Source organism: Loktanella sp. PT4BL (assembly GCF_003201935.1).
Classification (GTDB): Bacteria; Pseudomonadota; Alphaproteobacteria; order Rhodobacterales; family Rhodobacteraceae; genus Yoonia.
The window spans coordinates 91,992-106,490 of record NZ_QJJL01000001.1; the positions used below are offsets into that span (position 1 = coordinate 91,992).

Below are 14,499 nucleotides of genomic sequence, written 5' to 3' on the forward strand. Positions count from 1 at the left end.
GTTAACCCATTGTTTTAGAACAATAAGTTACGTGTTCATTGAGTCGAAGAAATCTGCGTTTGTCTTGGTCTGCTTCAGCTTACCGATCAGGAACTCAATCGCATCGGTCGTGCCCATCGGGTTCAGAATACGGCGCAACACATAGGTCTTCGCCAGATCGGCCTTATCCACCAGCAGCTCTTCCTTCCTGGTCCCGGACTTGAGGATATCCATCGCCGGGAAGACACGCTTGTCAGCCACCTTCCGGTCCAGCACAATCTCGCTGTTGCCGGTACCTTTGAATTCTTCAAAGATCACCTCGTCCATACGCGAACCGGTATCAATCAGCGCGGTTGCGATAATCGTCAGCGACCCGCCCTCTTCAATGTTCCGTGCCGCACCAAAGAACCGCTTGGGCCGCTGCAGCGCGTTCGCATCGACACCACCGGTCAGGACTTTGCCGGACGATGGCACAGTCGTGTTGAACGCGCGCCCCAGACGTGTGATCGAATCCAGCAGGATCACAACATCACGCTTATGCTCGACCAGACGTTTCGCCTTTTCGATCACCATCTCGGACACAGCCACGTGGCGTGTTGCAGGCTCGTCAAAGGTAGACGACACAACCTCGCCCTTCACAGAACGCTGCATATCCGTCACCTCTTCGGGGCGTTCGTCAATCAGCAGAACGATCAGGTAGCACTCTGGATGGTTTTTCTCGATCGAGTTCGCAATGTTCTGCAACAGTACTGTCTTGCCGGTCCGCGGTGGCGCCACGATCAAAGACCGCTGGCCTTTCCCGATCGGGGCTACAAGATCAATAATCCGCGCCGAACGGTCTTTTACCGTCGGATCCGCGATTTCCATCGTCAGACGCTCATCAGGATAGAGCGGTGTGAGGTTATCAAAGGCAACCTTGTGCTTCGCTTTCTCGGGATCTTCGAAGTTGATCAACTCAACCGAGGTCAGCGCAAAATAGCGTTCATTGTCATTGGGCTCTTTCATGACCCCTTCGACCGTATCACCGGTGCGCAGGGAATACTGCCGGATCATATCCGGTGAGACATAAATATCATCAGGACCGGGAAGATAGTTTGCTTCTGGCGAGCGCAGGAAACCGAACCCGTCCTGCAACACTTCCAAAACGCCATCACCACCGATGACCCATTCCTCGTCTGCCCGTTCTTTCAGGATAGCGAACATCATGTCGCCTTTACGCATCGTCGATGCGTTCTCGATCTCGAGCTCTTCGGCCAAAGACAGCAAATCCTTCGGGCTCTGCGCCTTCAGATCAGCAAGGTTCAAACGGTGCTGTGACATGAATAAATCCTGCTGCCAGCACATATGCCGGCATTTCTACGTTTCGGAATGGAAAACCGCTTTCCCGGACGGGAAGCATCGCCACACATAGACATGCAAGGCATCTGAGTCAATCGCGCTTAGAAGGGCCGCACAATCACTGCCACAACGATCAACACCATCAGAACCGTGGGCACCTCGTTAAACAACCGATAGGTCCGCCCTGACCGTGTATTCGTGCCCGCTGCAAACTCTTTGCGCCGCGCACTCATCCAGCCGTGCGCACCAGTCATCAAAATCACCGAGACAAGCTTGACCCACGACCAGACCGCGCCCCAGTCAAACGCACCCAAACCGATCATGATCAGACCGGCAATCCATGCCACAATCATCGCAGGGTTCATGATGACCCGCAGCAGCTTCTCTTCCATGATTTGAAACGTCTGATCGAGCTCTGATCCAACCATGGCTTTCTCGGCATGATAGACAAACAGACGTGGCAGATAGAACAGCCCAGCCATCCAAGCGAGCACTGCCATAATATGGAGCGCCTTGATCCACGGATAGATACCACTCAAAAAATCCATCATGTGTTTATGCCTTCTTTGCCCTGCTCTTCCTTAATAAATTTAAAGAGAAAGAAAAGATGATGTTGTTGTTTGTCACCTGATTTTCTGTGGGTTGTTTTTTCATCCTCAGATTTATCCCAAGGTGTGATCTCTCTAAGGTAGCTGCTGAAGAGAACAGATTGGAAAATAAACCATTTAAAAACAATGTCTTGTGGAGTATATTTTTCTACGTAATCCGGTCAGTTACAGCATTGACTCTCTCTTCAACGCGATTCTTCCACAGGCCCGACTTATTCATACCCACCGTGGAAAAAACCCTGTGGTGCAATTTGGGACAGGTCTGTTCTACACAAAACGCTGCAGCCTGCTAGTTATGCCCGTATCAATCCTCACGGTGACACAAGACTTGTCCAAAAGGTTATCCACATGAGCGACCAGATCATTCTTGCATCAGGCTCGGAAATCCGCGCGCAATTGCTCACAAACGCAGGCCTCGATTTTGATGTTTCCGTTGCCCGCGTCGATGAGGAAGCAGTGCGTGCATCCCTTTTGGCCGAAACTGCCAGCCCCCGCGATATTGCCGATACGCTGGCAGAGTTGAAAGCCCAGCGTGTCGCGGCGCGTCACCCTGATGCCCTGGTGATCGGCTGCGATCAAGTTCTTGCGCTAGGCCCGCAAATCTTCAACAAGCCCGAAACACCCGCCGAGGCCCTGTCGCAACTTCAGTCCCTTCGCGGTCAAAAACACCAGCTTTTGTCTGCCGCCGTGATCTATGGTGAAGGAAAACCGCTTTGGCGTCATGTCGGTATCGTCCGACTGCATATGCGTGACGCGTCCGACACCTATCTTGCGGATTATGTCGACCGGAACTGGGACAGTATCCGCCATTCTGTCGGCGCCTATAAGCTTGAAGAAGAAGGAGTGCGACTTTTTACACGCATTGAAGGAGATTATTTCACTGTCCTCGGTTTGCCACTCTTAGAACTCTTGTCATATCTGACACTTCGCGGAACATTACCCTCATGACCAGTATTCCTCGCGCCGGTGTCATCGGCAATCCGATCAGTCATTCGCTTTCGCCAAAGCTCCATAGCTATTGGCTCGAACGTTACGACATTGAAGGTGAGTATACCGCCCTGCAGGTGACAGAAGACGCGCTTGAAACTACGCTCCGTGATCTTCCAAAGCAGGGATTTATCGGCGCGAATGTCACCCTGCCGCACAAAGTCAGCGTGATGCAATATGCCGATCAGATCACAGACCGAGCCACTTTGATTGGTGCGGCCAATACCCTTATTTTCAAGGAAGATGGCCGTATTTTTGCAGATAACACCGATGGCTATGGTTTCATGGCAAATGTCCGTCAGGGCGCGCCGGATTGGGACCCCAAGGCAGGCCCGGCCGCCATTTTCGGGGCAGGTGGTGCTGCCCGTGCGATCATTGTGGCCCTTGCTGACGCGGGTGTTCCCGAAATCATTATTGCAAACCGGACCCGCCCCAAAGCCGAGGCCTTGCGCGCCGATTTCGGTGCCCGTGTGTCGGTCGTGGATTGGGTGCAGGCCGATCAGATGCTTGATGGCGCCAAAACCGTGATCAATACCACATCGCTTGGTATGGTTGGCGCGCAGGAATTCAAAGTATCGCTTGATGCGCTCTCGAAAGACGCGGTCGTGACCGACATTGTGTATAATCCTTTGCGGACACCGTTTCTCAAAGCGGCCGAGGCCAAAGGTGCCCGAACGGTTGATGGCCTTGGGATGTTGTTGCATCAGGGTGTGCCTGGCTTTGAACGATGGTTCGGGCAAAGACCCGACGTAGATGACGCCACCCGCGCGGCGGTCCTCGCATGACGCATCTGTTGGGATTAACCGGTTCAATTGGAATGGGAAAATCTACAACAGCCCAGATGTTTCGTGATGAAGGGATCCCCGTTTGGGACGCCGACGAAGCGGTACATGCGCTCTACGCCAAAGGTGGCGCGGCGGTTGGCCCCATCAGCGCCGCATTACCCGAAGCGATTGAGGACGGTCATGTCAGCCGCGAGCGGTTGAAAGAAATGATCGCAGATGATCTCAGCGTCATGGGAAAACTCGAAGAGATCGTGCATCCTCTGGTCGCAGAACACCGCGCGGCGTTTCTTGCCTCCCATACTGACCCATTGGTCGTTCTGGATATCCCGCTGCTTTTTGAAACCAGTGCACAGAACTGGCTGTCCTCTGTTCTTGTCGTCACAGCCCCCGCCGATGTGCAAAGAGAACGCGTCATGGCCCGCCCGGGTATGACCGAAAGCCAGTTTCAAAGGATTTTGGAACGCCAAATGCCGGATGCTGAAAAACGGGCCTGTGCGGACCACATTATCGAAACCCTGACACTGGACGACACCCGACAGGCCGTGCGACACCTGATCGCGAAACTGACAGGGCGAACAGATGCGTGAAATCGTACTTGATACGGAAACCACCGGTTTTGAACCCCATGAGGGCGACCGCATTGTCGAAATTGGTGCAGTTGAACTTATGGGCCACGTCCCGACGGGCCGCACATACCATCAATATATCAACCCCCAGCGGTCGATGCCGATTGAGGCTTTTGGCGTGCACGGCATTGGTCCCGATCTGCTGGAGCCGCCGCAAGAGCCTAAACCGGGGCAAGAAACGTTGCGCGACAAGCCGATTTTCAAGGATATTGCGCAGGATTTCGTGGATTTTATCGGTGACGCGAAGCTCGTGATTCATAACGCCGCATTCGATATGAAATTTCTCAATGCCGAACTGGGCTGGCTCAATCGTCCGCTTCTGCCGATGGATCAGGCTGTTGATACGCTTGCTATTGCACGCCGCAAATTTCCGGGCTCGCCTGCGTCCTTGGATGCGCTGTGCCGGCGCTTTGCGATCGACAACAGCTCGCGCACTTTGCACGGCGCGCTCTTGGATAGTGAGATCTTGGCAGAAGTCTATCTGGAGCTGATCGGCGGACGTCAGCCGGATTTTGCATTGGCGGCAGATACTCGCAGCCGAAACGCAGGTGGCGCAGCAGATGATTGGCGCCCGATGCCGCGTCAGGAACCGCTTGCACCACGGATCACAAAAGAAGAAGCCGCCGCCCATGCTGCTTTCATCGAAAAGCTGGGCGACGGCGCGATCTGGAAAAACTAGGGCCTAGTTGGCTTTTGCTTTTTCGGCTTCTGTCCGGCGGGCCAGCTCGGAGCGGTAAAGCGCAAGGAAATCAATCGTATCAAGGTTCAGTGGCGGGAAGCCCCCGTCACGTGTGACGTCGCTGACAATCCGGCGCAGGAACGGGAATGTCAGGCGCGGGCACTCTATCAGAAGGAAGGGGTGCATCTGCTCTTCCGGAACGCCTTGCACGAGGAAAACGCCAGCGTACTCAAGTTCAAGAACAAAAAGCGGATCGCCTTTTTCCTTGGTCTTGCTGGTGATGTTCAGCTTTGTGATCACTTCGTACTGGTTTTCTGTGCCACGCTTGCGTGCATCAAGGTTCACCTGCACCTGAATCTCTGGCTGTGCGTCACCTGTGACACCCTTTTGCGCCAGAATATTTTCGAACGACATGTCGCGGATATACTGCGCGAGAATACGGTTGGTGACTTGGGCGGCGGCGGGTTGGGCGGCGGCACCGTTTTCAGGTGTATCGGACATTGGAAACTGCTCCAGTTGAATAAGGTTGGCGCGTTCCTAGCAGCCTAGAAGCGCAGGCTCAATCCCGTGTCCAGTTTGAGGGGCCCTCAGGCCTATTCTTCTGCGGTGTGACGTCTTCGAATTCACCGTCGATTACACGGTCATTTGGTTGCCGCGGGCGGTGGTGCGGGGTCTCGCCCATTTCAAAGCGCTGTACATTCATGCGGGATTTGGCCCAAACGAAAGCGGCGCGCCTGACGCTTGGGACAAGAAGCGAAAGACCCACGACATCGGTAAAAAACCCCGGTGTCAGAAGTAACGCCCCGGCAAAAAGGATCATCGCGCCGTGGGCCAGCGGTTCGGTCGGGTCGTCGAGTTCTGAGAATGATCTCTGCAGGTTCCCCAACTCGCGAAGGCCCTGACTACGGACCAGATAAGATCCGGTGATCGCCGTCAGAAGGACAATCAAGAGGGTCCACCACACGCCGATCAGGCCGCCGACCTGTATAAACAGCGCAATTTCGATCATCGGGACTGCGATAAACGCAATTAACAGCCACATTATACGTGCCTTTCATAACATGTGTGGGCCTAAGGTGGACTTGGGCCTGCCTGCGACCTACATAGGGAACGAATGGGCGTGTTTCCATGCCTTCCCCTGAACGAGGTCCCGATGAACTCTCCGATTATTCAGCTCTTGGTGCTAGCCGGCATCGCTGTTTTCTTGATTTTGCGTCTGCGCGGTGTTCTTGGCACGCGCGAAGGTTTTGAAAAACCGCCCGTTGCACGGCCGGAACCGTCAAGCCGTATCGGCAAGCCGGAATTCGACGTGATCGAAGGTGGCCCTGATCTGGATATTACGGATCATGTTGACGAAGGTTCTGTTTCAGCCAAGGCATTGGCCAGCATGAAGCGCGTTGATCCGTCGTTCAACGTAAGCGAGTTTCTGGGCGGTGCGCGTGGCGCCTATGAGATGATCCTGATGGCCTTTGAAAGAGGCGATCTCGATGAGATCGTGCCGTTTATTTCCGAAGATGTTTACGAAGCATTCGCGTCTGTCGTTGATGAACGCCAGCGTCAAGGCCTGACTATTGAAGCCAAGTTCATCGGTATCAGTGATATGAAACTGGTTGCCGCCGAATTTGACGATGCCACGAACGAGGCCGAGGTTTCCGTACAATTCAAGAGCGAGATGACCTCTATCGTGCGTGACAGCGCGGGCGATATTATCGAAGGCAGCGAGAAAGAGATCAAACGCCAGAAAGATACATGGACCTTTGCCCGCAAAATGGATTCTGGCGATCCGAATTGGCGGCTGGTTGCCACGGGTGATTAACCCCTTGCAGGGTCTGGTAGTTGCCTGACCCTGCAAGCCGATGGGCGGTGCGATGGCGGAAAAAACATATACCGCGCTGACGTTTGATCAGCTGAAAGGGTGGCGTGATGATAATCATCAGGCCGCCTTTGATGTTTTCAAGACCACCTGTGACGATATGGATGGTCCCGAGTGGGCAACGCTAAATGACATTGCCCGCACTGGCCCCGCGCCGCGTGCGTTCTTTGAGGAATTCTTCCGTCCTGTTTTGATTGAAGACGGGAATGCAACGCTGTTCACCGGATATTATGAGCCCGAACTGACCGGATCGCGCGAACGCGGTGAATCTTATCGCTATCCGATTTATACCAGGCCGGACGACCTCAACTATTCGCGCCGCGAAATAGAGCAAGACGGGGTTCTGGCAGATCGTGGGCTTGAACTAGCCTGGCTGACAGACCCTGTTGATGTGTTCTTTCTTCAGGTGCAGGGGTCCGGCCGCATTCGTCTGCCCGACGGCAGCATGATGCGTGTCGGGTTTGGTGGAAAGAATGGGCGGCCCTATACCTCGATTGGCAAGCTCTTGGTGGCGCGTGGGGTGTTCGGGCCGGATCAGGTTTCAGCTGATGCTATCAGCGATTGGGTGCAGGCGAACGGTGAAGTGGGCCGTGCGCTTTTGCTGGAAAACGAAAGCTATGTTTTTTTTCGCGAGGTCAGCGAAGTCCTTGCCCATCAAGGACCCTTGGGAACAATGAACCGGTCCATTACCGCTGGCAGGTCTATCGCAGTTGATCCTGCCTTTGTGCCGCTTGGTGCGCCTGTCTGGATTGAAAAGGACGGAGCTACCCCCATGCAGCGTTTGGTGATTGCCCAAGATACCGGTGGCGCGATCAAGGGTGCGCAACGGGCGGATATCTTTTTCGGGACTGGTCCAGATGCAGGTGTGCAGGCTGGCCGGATCAAGGATGGCGGGCGGATGATTGTGTTATTGCCCGTGCAGTTGGTGGTAAGTTGATGCGCAAACCACGGCACCTTTCATCCGAAGAACGTGCACTCTGGGATCGCGTGGCAGAACGCGCCACACCGCTTGATCCCAAGCGCAAAACGCGTGCGCCAGAGTTGGCGCCAAAACCTAAACCCAAACCTGATGATATCCGCGAACCTGTGCCGGATTTCCGCGTCGGCCAAAAAACAAACGCCGCCCGCCCCCATGACATCATGCGCCCGCTTGTAGAGCGTTTGGCCGCCTCGCCCGTCAATATGGACAACAAGTCTTTCGGGAAAATGAAGCGTGGCAAGCTGAAACCGGAAGGCCGGATTGACCTGCACGGCATGACGATGGCGCAGGCACATCCGGCGTTGGTATCTTTTATCCTTGGGTCGCAATTGCAGGGGCGGCGTTTGGTTCTGGTGATTACCGGGAAAGGGAAAGACCGTGATGATGGCGGGCCGATCCCGACACGGTATGGCGTCTTAAGGCATCAGGTGCCCCAATGGCTTGCGCTGCCACCATTGTCGCAGGCGATTTTGCAGGTGACGCCAGCGCATATCAGACACGGCGGCCATGGTGCCTATTACGTGTATTTAAAGCGAAACCGCTAAAGCCTGTCGCGCTTTGCTGGTCGGGATGATCAGGACGAGGGCTGCGAAAGCAAAGGTTGCGGCATAGCCCAGTTGTTGTTGTTCAAATCCGACACCCTGGTCAATCAACCAACCGCTTAAACCTGGCCCGATGGCTGAGCCGAGCACCATCAAAGCCGCTGCCGCTGCCTTGATCGCGCCTATGTGCCGAGTGCCATAGAATTCTGCCCAGCAAGCGTTCAGCAAAGTCGCCTGCCCGCCGCCCGCGACCCCCATCAGGATGACCGCTAATGCAGTCCAACCCAGTGACGGCGCGTACCAATGCAGGATGAAGGCGATCACCAGCGGGATCAGGTAAATCGGCAATAGCCGCGTTGCGCCGAAACGGTCGACCGCCCAGCCGTAGCCGATGGTCGAGATGAGAAGTGCTGCGGTGCCCAAAGGAAAGACCGAGACGAGCGCCAGATGCGACCAGCCTTTGATTTCCGCAAAATGGACCTGGTGAAACCAGAATGCTGTCCCGAATCCGGAGAATGACATCACCGCCGGCACCATGGCCCAGAACAGTGGATGGCGCAGCGCATCGCTGCGTGTCCAATGCCGCCCGTTCATACCTGTGGATTGCGTGATTTCAGCCATGGCCTGCGGTGTGCGCTCGAGGCGGAGAAGGCGGTAAAGCACAAAGCAGGCCAACACACAGAAAACGGCGAAACAGACCCAGAGTGTCCGCCACTCAATCATGGATTTGAGCCAGACCATTGTCAGCGGCAATGCGGCCTCGCCCAGCATAAAGCCAAAGGCAGCGACTGCCAGCGCGCGGCCGCGCGTGGCAATAAACCAGCGGGACATGGCGACAGTGGCGACATGGGTGGTCATGCCTTGGCCTGTGAAACGCAGCGCGAAAATCACGAAAGGCAGCAGCGCGACAATGCTATTGAAGGCCATGAACAGGCAGGCGGACGCAAGTAGCAGGACGACGACGATCCCCAATGTCCGCACCCGAAACCTGTCAGCCAGACCGCCCGCAAAGACCATCACCACCGCCGAGGCACCTGTGCCGATCATATAGGTCAGCCCCCATTCACCGTTGGTCAGCCCGTAGGCTTCGCGAATTTCACCGCCAAAGATCGAGATAAAAAATGTCTGGCCAAAGCTGGACAGAAACGACAACAAAAATCCCGTTGCAAGGAACGGGAAGTTTTCGCGGATGAAGCGGAAGTAAGTGGGTTGTCGGTTCATGCGCCTTTGATGATCTGACTGTCAGGCGTTTGGAAGGAGAAACTTCGCTATACCCGCAAATTAGGCCGCCAGATTTTGTATGAAACGAAACGGCGTTTTTGTTATGGTCGTGTCAGAACGCGCCGCATCTTGCGAGATACATGACCATGACCGACTTTGAATACTATATGGCCTTGCCCGCGTTTGTCATTCTGGCAGGGATTATCGGCCATGTCTTCAGAGGTCTCTGGCGGCCCTTTGCCCCCAGGGGGAACCCTGCGCGCGGGATTTCCCGTTATGAACGCTATCGCGCACAATCCAAATCGGATCTCTTTTTCCGCGACGCTTTTTCCATTGATGATATCTGGTTCAGGGTCGATCTCGATTCAGAGTGTTTTTATGAACTCGCAAGTCTGCGCAACCTGATCATTTCGATCATCAACTGGGCAATTGCTGCGTTTCTTATCTGGTTGTTCCTTTGGGACCGGGCAGAGCCAGTCTATGCCAACTTGGTCGAAGACTACATGACCTGGAAACGGGGCGGTTAGAGCCCACCCGTTGATTGCTGGCATCAAAGCACGTAGCGGCTGATATCGAGTGACCGTGACAACTCACCCAGATGCTTTTCAACAAAGGCTGCATCTACTGCGATTTCGTCACCAGCGCGGTCTGGTGCGTTAAAGGACAGGTCCTCGAATACCCGTTCGATCACGGTGTACAAGCGGCGTGCGCCGATGTTTTCGACGGATTCGTTGACCTCGGCGGCGATCTTGGCCAGTGCTTTGATCCCGTCTTCGGTGAAGGTCACGGTGACCTCTTCGGTCTTCATCAAGGCGGCGTATTGCAGTGTTAGCGCGTTATCCGTTTCGGTCAGAATGCGCACGAAATCATCCTCGGTCAGTGCACGCAGTTCAACGCGGATGGGCAGGCGGCCTTGCAGTTCGGGCAACAGATCAGAGGGCTTCGCCACGTGGAACGCGCCAGAGGCGATGAACAGGATATGGTCGGTTTTGATCGGCCCGTGTTTGGTGGAAACTGTCGTGCCTTCGATCAAGGGCAGCAGATCACGCTGGACACCTTCGCGGGATACATCAGCACCGCGCGCATCGGCGCGGGCGCAAACCTTGTCGATTTCGTCCAGAAAGACGATGCCGTTCTGTTCGACCGCTTCAAGTGCGGCTTTGGTGACGGTTTCATCGTCCAGCAACTTGTCAGCTTCATCTGCGATCAGCGCATCATAGCTATCAGCGACAGTCATTTGCTTTTTGACAGTGCGGCCACCCATGGCTTTGCCGAACAGTTCGCCAAGGTTCATCATACCGCCCATGCCGCCGGGCTGGCCGGGGATTTCGAAACCGCCCATGGGGTTGGAATTGTCGGTCAGTTCAAGTTCGATGATCGTGTCGTCAAGTTCGCCTGATTTGAGTTTGCGGCGGAACATCTCGCGCGTGCCTTCGCGCGCATCGGTGCCTGCAACTGCGGTAATCACCCGTTCTTCGGCGGCAGCACGCGCTTTGGTTTTGACGTCTTCGCGCATATGCTCGCGGGTGTCGATGATTGCGGTATCGACCAGATCGCGGATGATCTGTTCGACATCACGGCCAACATAGCCGACTTCGGTGAATTTCGTCGCCTCGACTTTCAGGAATGGCGCGCGCGCCAGTTTTGCCAAACGGCGCGAGATTTCGGTTTTGCCCACACCGGTTGGTCCGATCATCAGGATATTTTTGGGGTAAACCTCATCGCGCAAGTCATCGCCCAATTGCTTGCGACGCCAACGATTGCGCAGGGCGACAGCAACGGCGCGTTTGGCATCTTTCTGGCCGATGATGAAGCGGTCAAGTTCGGAGACGATTTCGCGAGGCGTGAGGTCAGTCATGGATGAGCCTTAAACTTGAGAAGGGGGAAGACGGTGCAACGGGATAAATCCGGGCATCACGCGCAGGATGCGTGCGCGGATACGTTCCCAGAATGCACCAAGAAGAAGCAGGACGATGCCGAGGATCAGGATGGTCGGCGCTGTGCCGGCACCGTCAAAAACAGTGGCCCCAAGGGCGACGATATACCCGATCGCGGCAATCAGGAACGACCGGCGGTCGATGACGATTGCGACGATAGCAAACATCGCAAGAACGGCGAGAAGGATCAGGTTTGACTGGTCAAGAAGCGAAAGCGCCATGGTATTCACCAGCGCGGGTGCGGCAACCATATGCAGCCAGAACCCGTTTGCCGAACGGCGGGTGACGCGGTGCGGATCGCTCATATCGAACATCATGGCGACGGCAAAGACCACGATCCCCAGCACCAGCGTGATCCAGGCAAAAGGTCCGCCAGCCGAGAGCAGGAAGAATTCGCTCAGGTCTGCGATGCGTCCTTCGCGGCTGGCGGCAAAGACGATGGCGACGGCGAAAAGCCCCAGTGCGATCATTGCCATCGCGAAGGGGACGCGGAAGCGCCACCAGTAAACTGCGAGCGAAAGCGTGGCGAGAAACAGCGGGAAGGGAATGCTGGAATAGTCGTTCTGGGCGATCATAAAGGGTTCGGACAGCACTGCGACAAAGCCAAAGGCGGCGTTGCTGGCGAACATCACTGACAATGCAATGGCCGGCGCGACCATGCGTCTTTTGCGCACAAAATATTCGGACAAGAGCCACAACAGCACACCGGCCAATAGCGAAGACCACATGGCAAAATCTTGCAGGTTGACGACCCGATCGTTGAAAACGAGCGCGGAGACACCCCACCAGCCGGACGACAGTATCAATAGCCCGACAACGATGAAAATCTCGTTGAACCCTTTGAAAAGCTCAAAGGGTTCATCACCCGGGTTCAGGTTTTCGCGCGCGCCACGGCGGCTGTCAGACAGGCTGATCAGGTCTGCGGCCTGCTTTTCAGATAACAAACCACTCGCGACCGCGGCGCGGAGATCGTCGCGTTCGATCATCGTTTAATGGCTTCAACCGTCAGGTTGCCATTGGTGTAAACACAGATATCAGCGGCAATCGCCATGGCTTCGCGCGCGATGGTTTCGGCATCTTTGTCGGTGCCCATCAAGGCGCGACCAGCGGCCAGCGCATAGTTGCCGCCTGATCCGATGGCGGCGATATCATGTTCCGGTTCCAGCACATCACCGGCGCCGGTAATCACGAAAAGCTCGGATCCGTCGCTGACGATCAGCATCGCCTCGAGCTTTTGCAGGTATTTGTCGGTGCGCCAGTCCTTGGCCAGTTCAACGCTCGCGCGCGCCAGTTGACCGGGGGTGGCTTCGAGTTTCTTTTCCAGACGTTCAAGCAGGGTAAAGGCATCTGCCGTTGATCCGGCAAAACCGCAGATCACGTCCTGCCCGCCGGGTGACAAGCGCCGCACCTTGCGCGCGGTCCCTTTGATGACGGTCTGTCCAAGGCTGACTTGGCCATCACCGGCAATCACAACCTGCCCGCCCTTGCGGACACCGATGATTGTCGTTCCGTGCCAGCCGGGAAATTCTTCACTTGCCATCATCTGCTCCTTGTCGCTTTTGCATATATGGCGGGCCAAATGCGGGCAAACAACCCCGCATGGCTTGTTCCTGCCCACAGGCGCGGCTAGCTTTCGCCGCATGAGCGCCCGTGACACCGTGACCTTTTACCTACCATTGCAGCTGCGCAATCAGGCCGAGCGCGGCAATCACAATTTTATCAGGAAGGTGGGCGAGGTGCTCAGCGGCGCTGGGCTTTCGGTTGCTTTTGACGACGACGATGATTTTGCGCGCCTGCGTGCCAAGGCGCGGCCGGGGCGCGGGCTCTACCTGATGGACCCGCCAGCGAACGGGCGCGGTCTGACGTTTCGCAAAACCTATATCTATCCGTTCTGGCATATCGAGAAAGAGGCCGAGCGTTGGGAATGGCCTGTTGCGAAAGAGCGGTTCGATCCGGCTGCTGTTGATCCGCGCAAGGCCGCAAATTTCTACCGGTTCTGGCGGCAACGTCTATTTGATGAGGCTCCGCTGAATGCCCGTCAGGACGGCTTTGTCTATGTGCCCTTGCAGGGGCAGCTTTTGCGCCGGCGGTCTTTTCAAACCTGTAGCCCTTTGGAGATGGTCAAAACGGTCCTTGAGGAAGAGCCGAACAAACATATCGTCGTGACGCTGCATCCGTCCGAGACATATTCTGCAGAAGAGCGCCATGCCCTTGCAGCGCTGGTCGCGAGGGAAGATCGCCTCACGCTTGACGAACAAGGCACAAACCAGAATTTGAAAAATTGCGATTACATCGTCACGCAGAATTCGGCTGTTGGATTTGAGGGGTATTTCTTTGGCAAACCGCTCATTCTGTTCGGGAAATCAGACTTTCATCATATCGCGCTGAATGTGGCTGATATTGGTGTCGAAAGCGCGTTTGATCTGGTCCATGGCTACAGGCCGGATTTTGCGGCCTATCTTTTCTGGTTCCTCCAGCAGCGCGCCATCAATGCAGGCAGGCCAGAGGCAGCCAAGAAGATCCGCAATGTGTTGCGCGGCCATGGTTGGCCTGTTTGAACGAAAAAAGGCGCCCGCATGGGACGCCCTTTGATATCTGATACGCGAAGTGCTTAGATCGACTCTTCGATCCAGCCTTGAATCGCTGCCTTGGGTGCCGCGCCCGCTTTGTTCGAGACAACTTCACCGTTCTTGAAGACGAAAAGCGCAGGAATGCCGCGCACGCCCATCTGCGCGGGTGAATTGGGGTTTTCGTCCACGTTCACTTTGACGATCTTCACGCGGCCTTCCATTTCGGCTGACAGCTCTTCCAGAGCGGGGCCGATCTGTTTGCAAGGGCCACACCATTCTGCCCAGAAATCCACAACAACGGGGATATCGGACTGGCGGACTTCGGCGTCAAAGGTTGCGTCGGTTACTGCTACGGTTGCCATTGGGGTGCTCCTT

At 55.6% G+C, this 14,499-nt stretch carries 18 protein-coding genes; 9 read left to right on the forward strand and 9 right to left on the reverse strand.

Annotation, left to right across the window (positions count from 1 at the left end; translation table 11 throughout):
- Nucleotides 1–27 precede the first annotated feature (27 nt).
- Both rho and hemJ read right to left on the reverse strand, forming a co-directional pair.
- Complete coding sequence (gene rho / locus C7964_RS00445) at nt 28–1,299, reverse strand: transcription termination factor Rho (protein ID WP_110277760.1); 1,272 nt, start codon at nt 1,297–1,299, stop codon at nt 28–30.
- Between the two features lie 119 nt (nt 1,300–1,418).
- The gene (gene hemJ / locus C7964_RS00450) at nt 1,419–1,868 is read right to left on the reverse strand and encodes a protoporphyrinogen oxidase HemJ (protein ID WP_110277761.1); all 450 of its coding nucleotides are present in this window, start codon (nt 1,866–1,868) and stop codon (nt 1,419–1,421) included.
- Between the two features lie 405 nt (nt 1,869–2,273).
- Between hemJ and C7964_RS00455 the strand changes: the two genes are divergently transcribed.
- Genes C7964_RS00455 through dnaQ form a run of 4 tightly spaced genes read left to right on the forward strand, consistent with a single transcriptional unit; the run spans nt 2,274 to nt 5,002 of the window.
- Nucleotides 2,274–2,873: a Maf family protein gene (locus C7964_RS00455; RefSeq protein ID WP_110277762.1), complete on the forward strand. Its 600-nt coding sequence runs from the start codon at nt 2,274–2,276 to the stop codon at nt 2,871–2,873.
- Nucleotides 2,870–3,697 carry a shikimate dehydrogenase gene (locus C7964_RS00460; protein WP_181417072.1) on the forward strand — a complete coding sequence of 276 codons (828 nt, stop codon included), beginning with the start codon at nt 2,870–2,872 and terminating at the stop codon, nt 3,695–3,697. Before C7964_RS00455 ends, C7964_RS00460 begins: the two co-directional genes overlap by 4 nt.
- Nucleotides 3,694–4,284 (forward strand): dephospho-CoA kinase, encoded by a 591-nt coding sequence (coaE, locus tag C7964_RS00465; RefSeq protein ID WP_110277764.1) that lies wholly within the window; start codon nt 3,694–3,696, stop codon nt 4,282–4,284. The genes C7964_RS00460 and coaE overlap by 4 nt, the downstream gene beginning before the upstream one ends.
- Nucleotides 4,277–5,002 (forward strand): DNA polymerase III subunit epsilon, encoded by a 726-nt coding sequence (dnaQ, locus tag C7964_RS00470; protein ID WP_110277765.1) that lies wholly within the window; start codon nt 4,277–4,279, stop codon nt 5,000–5,002. The genes coaE and dnaQ overlap by 8 nt, the downstream gene beginning before the upstream one ends.
- Before the next feature lie 3 nt (nt 5,003–5,005).
- On the opposite strand, the gene secB is transcribed toward dnaQ, so the two are convergent.
- Both secB and C7964_RS00480 read right to left on the reverse strand, forming a co-directional pair.
- The gene (secB, locus tag C7964_RS00475; protein WP_110277766.1) at nt 5,006–5,503 is read right to left on the reverse strand and encodes a protein-export chaperone SecB; all 498 of its coding nucleotides are present in this window, start codon (nt 5,501–5,503) and stop codon (nt 5,006–5,008) included.
- A 58-nt stretch (nt 5,504–5,561) separates the two neighbouring features.
- Nucleotides 5,562–6,044, reverse strand: a complete 483-nt coding sequence (locus C7964_RS00480; protein WP_110277767.1) for an FxsA family protein — start codon at nt 6,042–6,044, stop codon at nt 5,562–5,564.
- A gap of 111 nt (nt 6,045–6,155) precedes the next feature.
- Between C7964_RS00480 and C7964_RS00485 the strand changes: the two genes are divergently transcribed.
- The 3 genes from C7964_RS00485 to C7964_RS00495 are packed head-to-tail and all read left to right on the forward strand — an operon-like array spanning nt 6,156 to nt 8,399.
- Nucleotides 6,156–6,818 (forward strand): Tim44/TimA family putative adaptor protein, encoded by a 663-nt coding sequence (locus C7964_RS00485; RefSeq protein WP_110277768.1) that lies wholly within the window; start codon nt 6,156–6,158, stop codon nt 6,816–6,818.
- A gap of 40 nt (nt 6,819–6,858) precedes the next feature.
- Nucleotides 6,859–7,812 carry a murein transglycosylase A gene (mltA, locus tag C7964_RS00490; protein WP_502693546.1) on the forward strand — a complete coding sequence of 318 codons (954 nt, stop codon included), beginning with the start codon at nt 6,859–6,861 and terminating at the stop codon, nt 7,810–7,812.
- Entirely contained in the window at nt 7,812–8,399 is a 588-nt protein-coding gene (locus C7964_RS00495; RefSeq protein WP_110277769.1) for a Smr/MutS family protein, read from the forward strand. The genes mltA and C7964_RS00495 overlap by 1 nt, the downstream gene beginning before the upstream one ends.
- On the opposite strand, the gene C7964_RS00500 is transcribed toward C7964_RS00495, so the two are convergent.
- On the reverse strand, nt 8,382–9,617 hold the full coding sequence (locus C7964_RS00500; protein WP_110277770.1) for an MFS transporter: 1,236 nt from the start codon (nt 9,615–9,617) through the stop codon (nt 8,382–8,384). The genes C7964_RS00495 and C7964_RS00500 overlap by 18 nt on opposite strands.
- Nucleotides 9,618–9,763: 146 nt before the next feature.
- Here C7964_RS00500 and C7964_RS00505 point away from each other — a divergent pair, with 146 nt between their 5' ends.
- Nucleotides 9,764–10,144: a hypothetical protein gene (locus C7964_RS00505; protein WP_110277771.1), complete on the forward strand. Its 381-nt coding sequence runs from the start codon at nt 9,764–9,766 to the stop codon at nt 10,142–10,144.
- 23 nt (nt 10,145–10,167) lie between these two features.
- Here C7964_RS00505 and hslU read toward each other — a convergent pair whose 3' ends face one another.
- The 3 genes from hslU to hslV are packed head-to-tail and all read right to left on the reverse strand — an operon-like array spanning nt 10,168 to nt 13,094.
- Nucleotides 10,168–11,475 (reverse strand): ATP-dependent protease ATPase subunit HslU, encoded by a 1,308-nt coding sequence (gene hslU / locus C7964_RS00510; RefSeq protein WP_110277772.1) that lies wholly within the window; start codon nt 11,473–11,475, stop codon nt 10,168–10,170.
- A gap of 9 nt (nt 11,476–11,484) precedes the next feature.
- Nucleotides 11,485–12,540 carry a hypothetical protein gene (locus C7964_RS00515; RefSeq protein WP_110277773.1) on the reverse strand — a complete coding sequence of 352 codons (1,056 nt, stop codon included), beginning with the start codon at nt 12,538–12,540 and terminating at the stop codon, nt 11,485–11,487.
- Nucleotides 12,537–13,094, reverse strand: a complete 558-nt coding sequence (gene hslV / locus C7964_RS00520; protein WP_110277774.1) for an ATP-dependent protease subunit HslV — start codon at nt 13,092–13,094, stop codon at nt 12,537–12,539. The genes C7964_RS00515 and hslV overlap by 4 nt, the downstream gene beginning before the upstream one ends.
- A 100-nt stretch (nt 13,095–13,194) precedes the next feature.
- Here hslV and C7964_RS00525 point away from each other — a divergent pair, with 100 nt between their 5' ends.
- On the forward strand, nt 13,195–14,112 hold the full coding sequence (locus tag C7964_RS00525) for a capsular polysaccharide export protein, LipB/KpsS family (protein ID WP_110277775.1): 918 nt from the start codon (nt 13,195–13,197) through the stop codon (nt 14,110–14,112).
- A gap of 53 nt (nt 14,113–14,165) precedes the next feature.
- On the opposite strand, the gene trxA is transcribed toward C7964_RS00525, so the two are convergent.
- A complete protein-coding gene (gene trxA, locus C7964_RS00530; protein ID WP_055295234.1) occupies nt 14,166–14,486 on the reverse strand; it encodes a thioredoxin in 321 nt (106 codons plus the stop codon).
- Nucleotides 14,487–14,499: the final 13 nt, after the last annotated feature.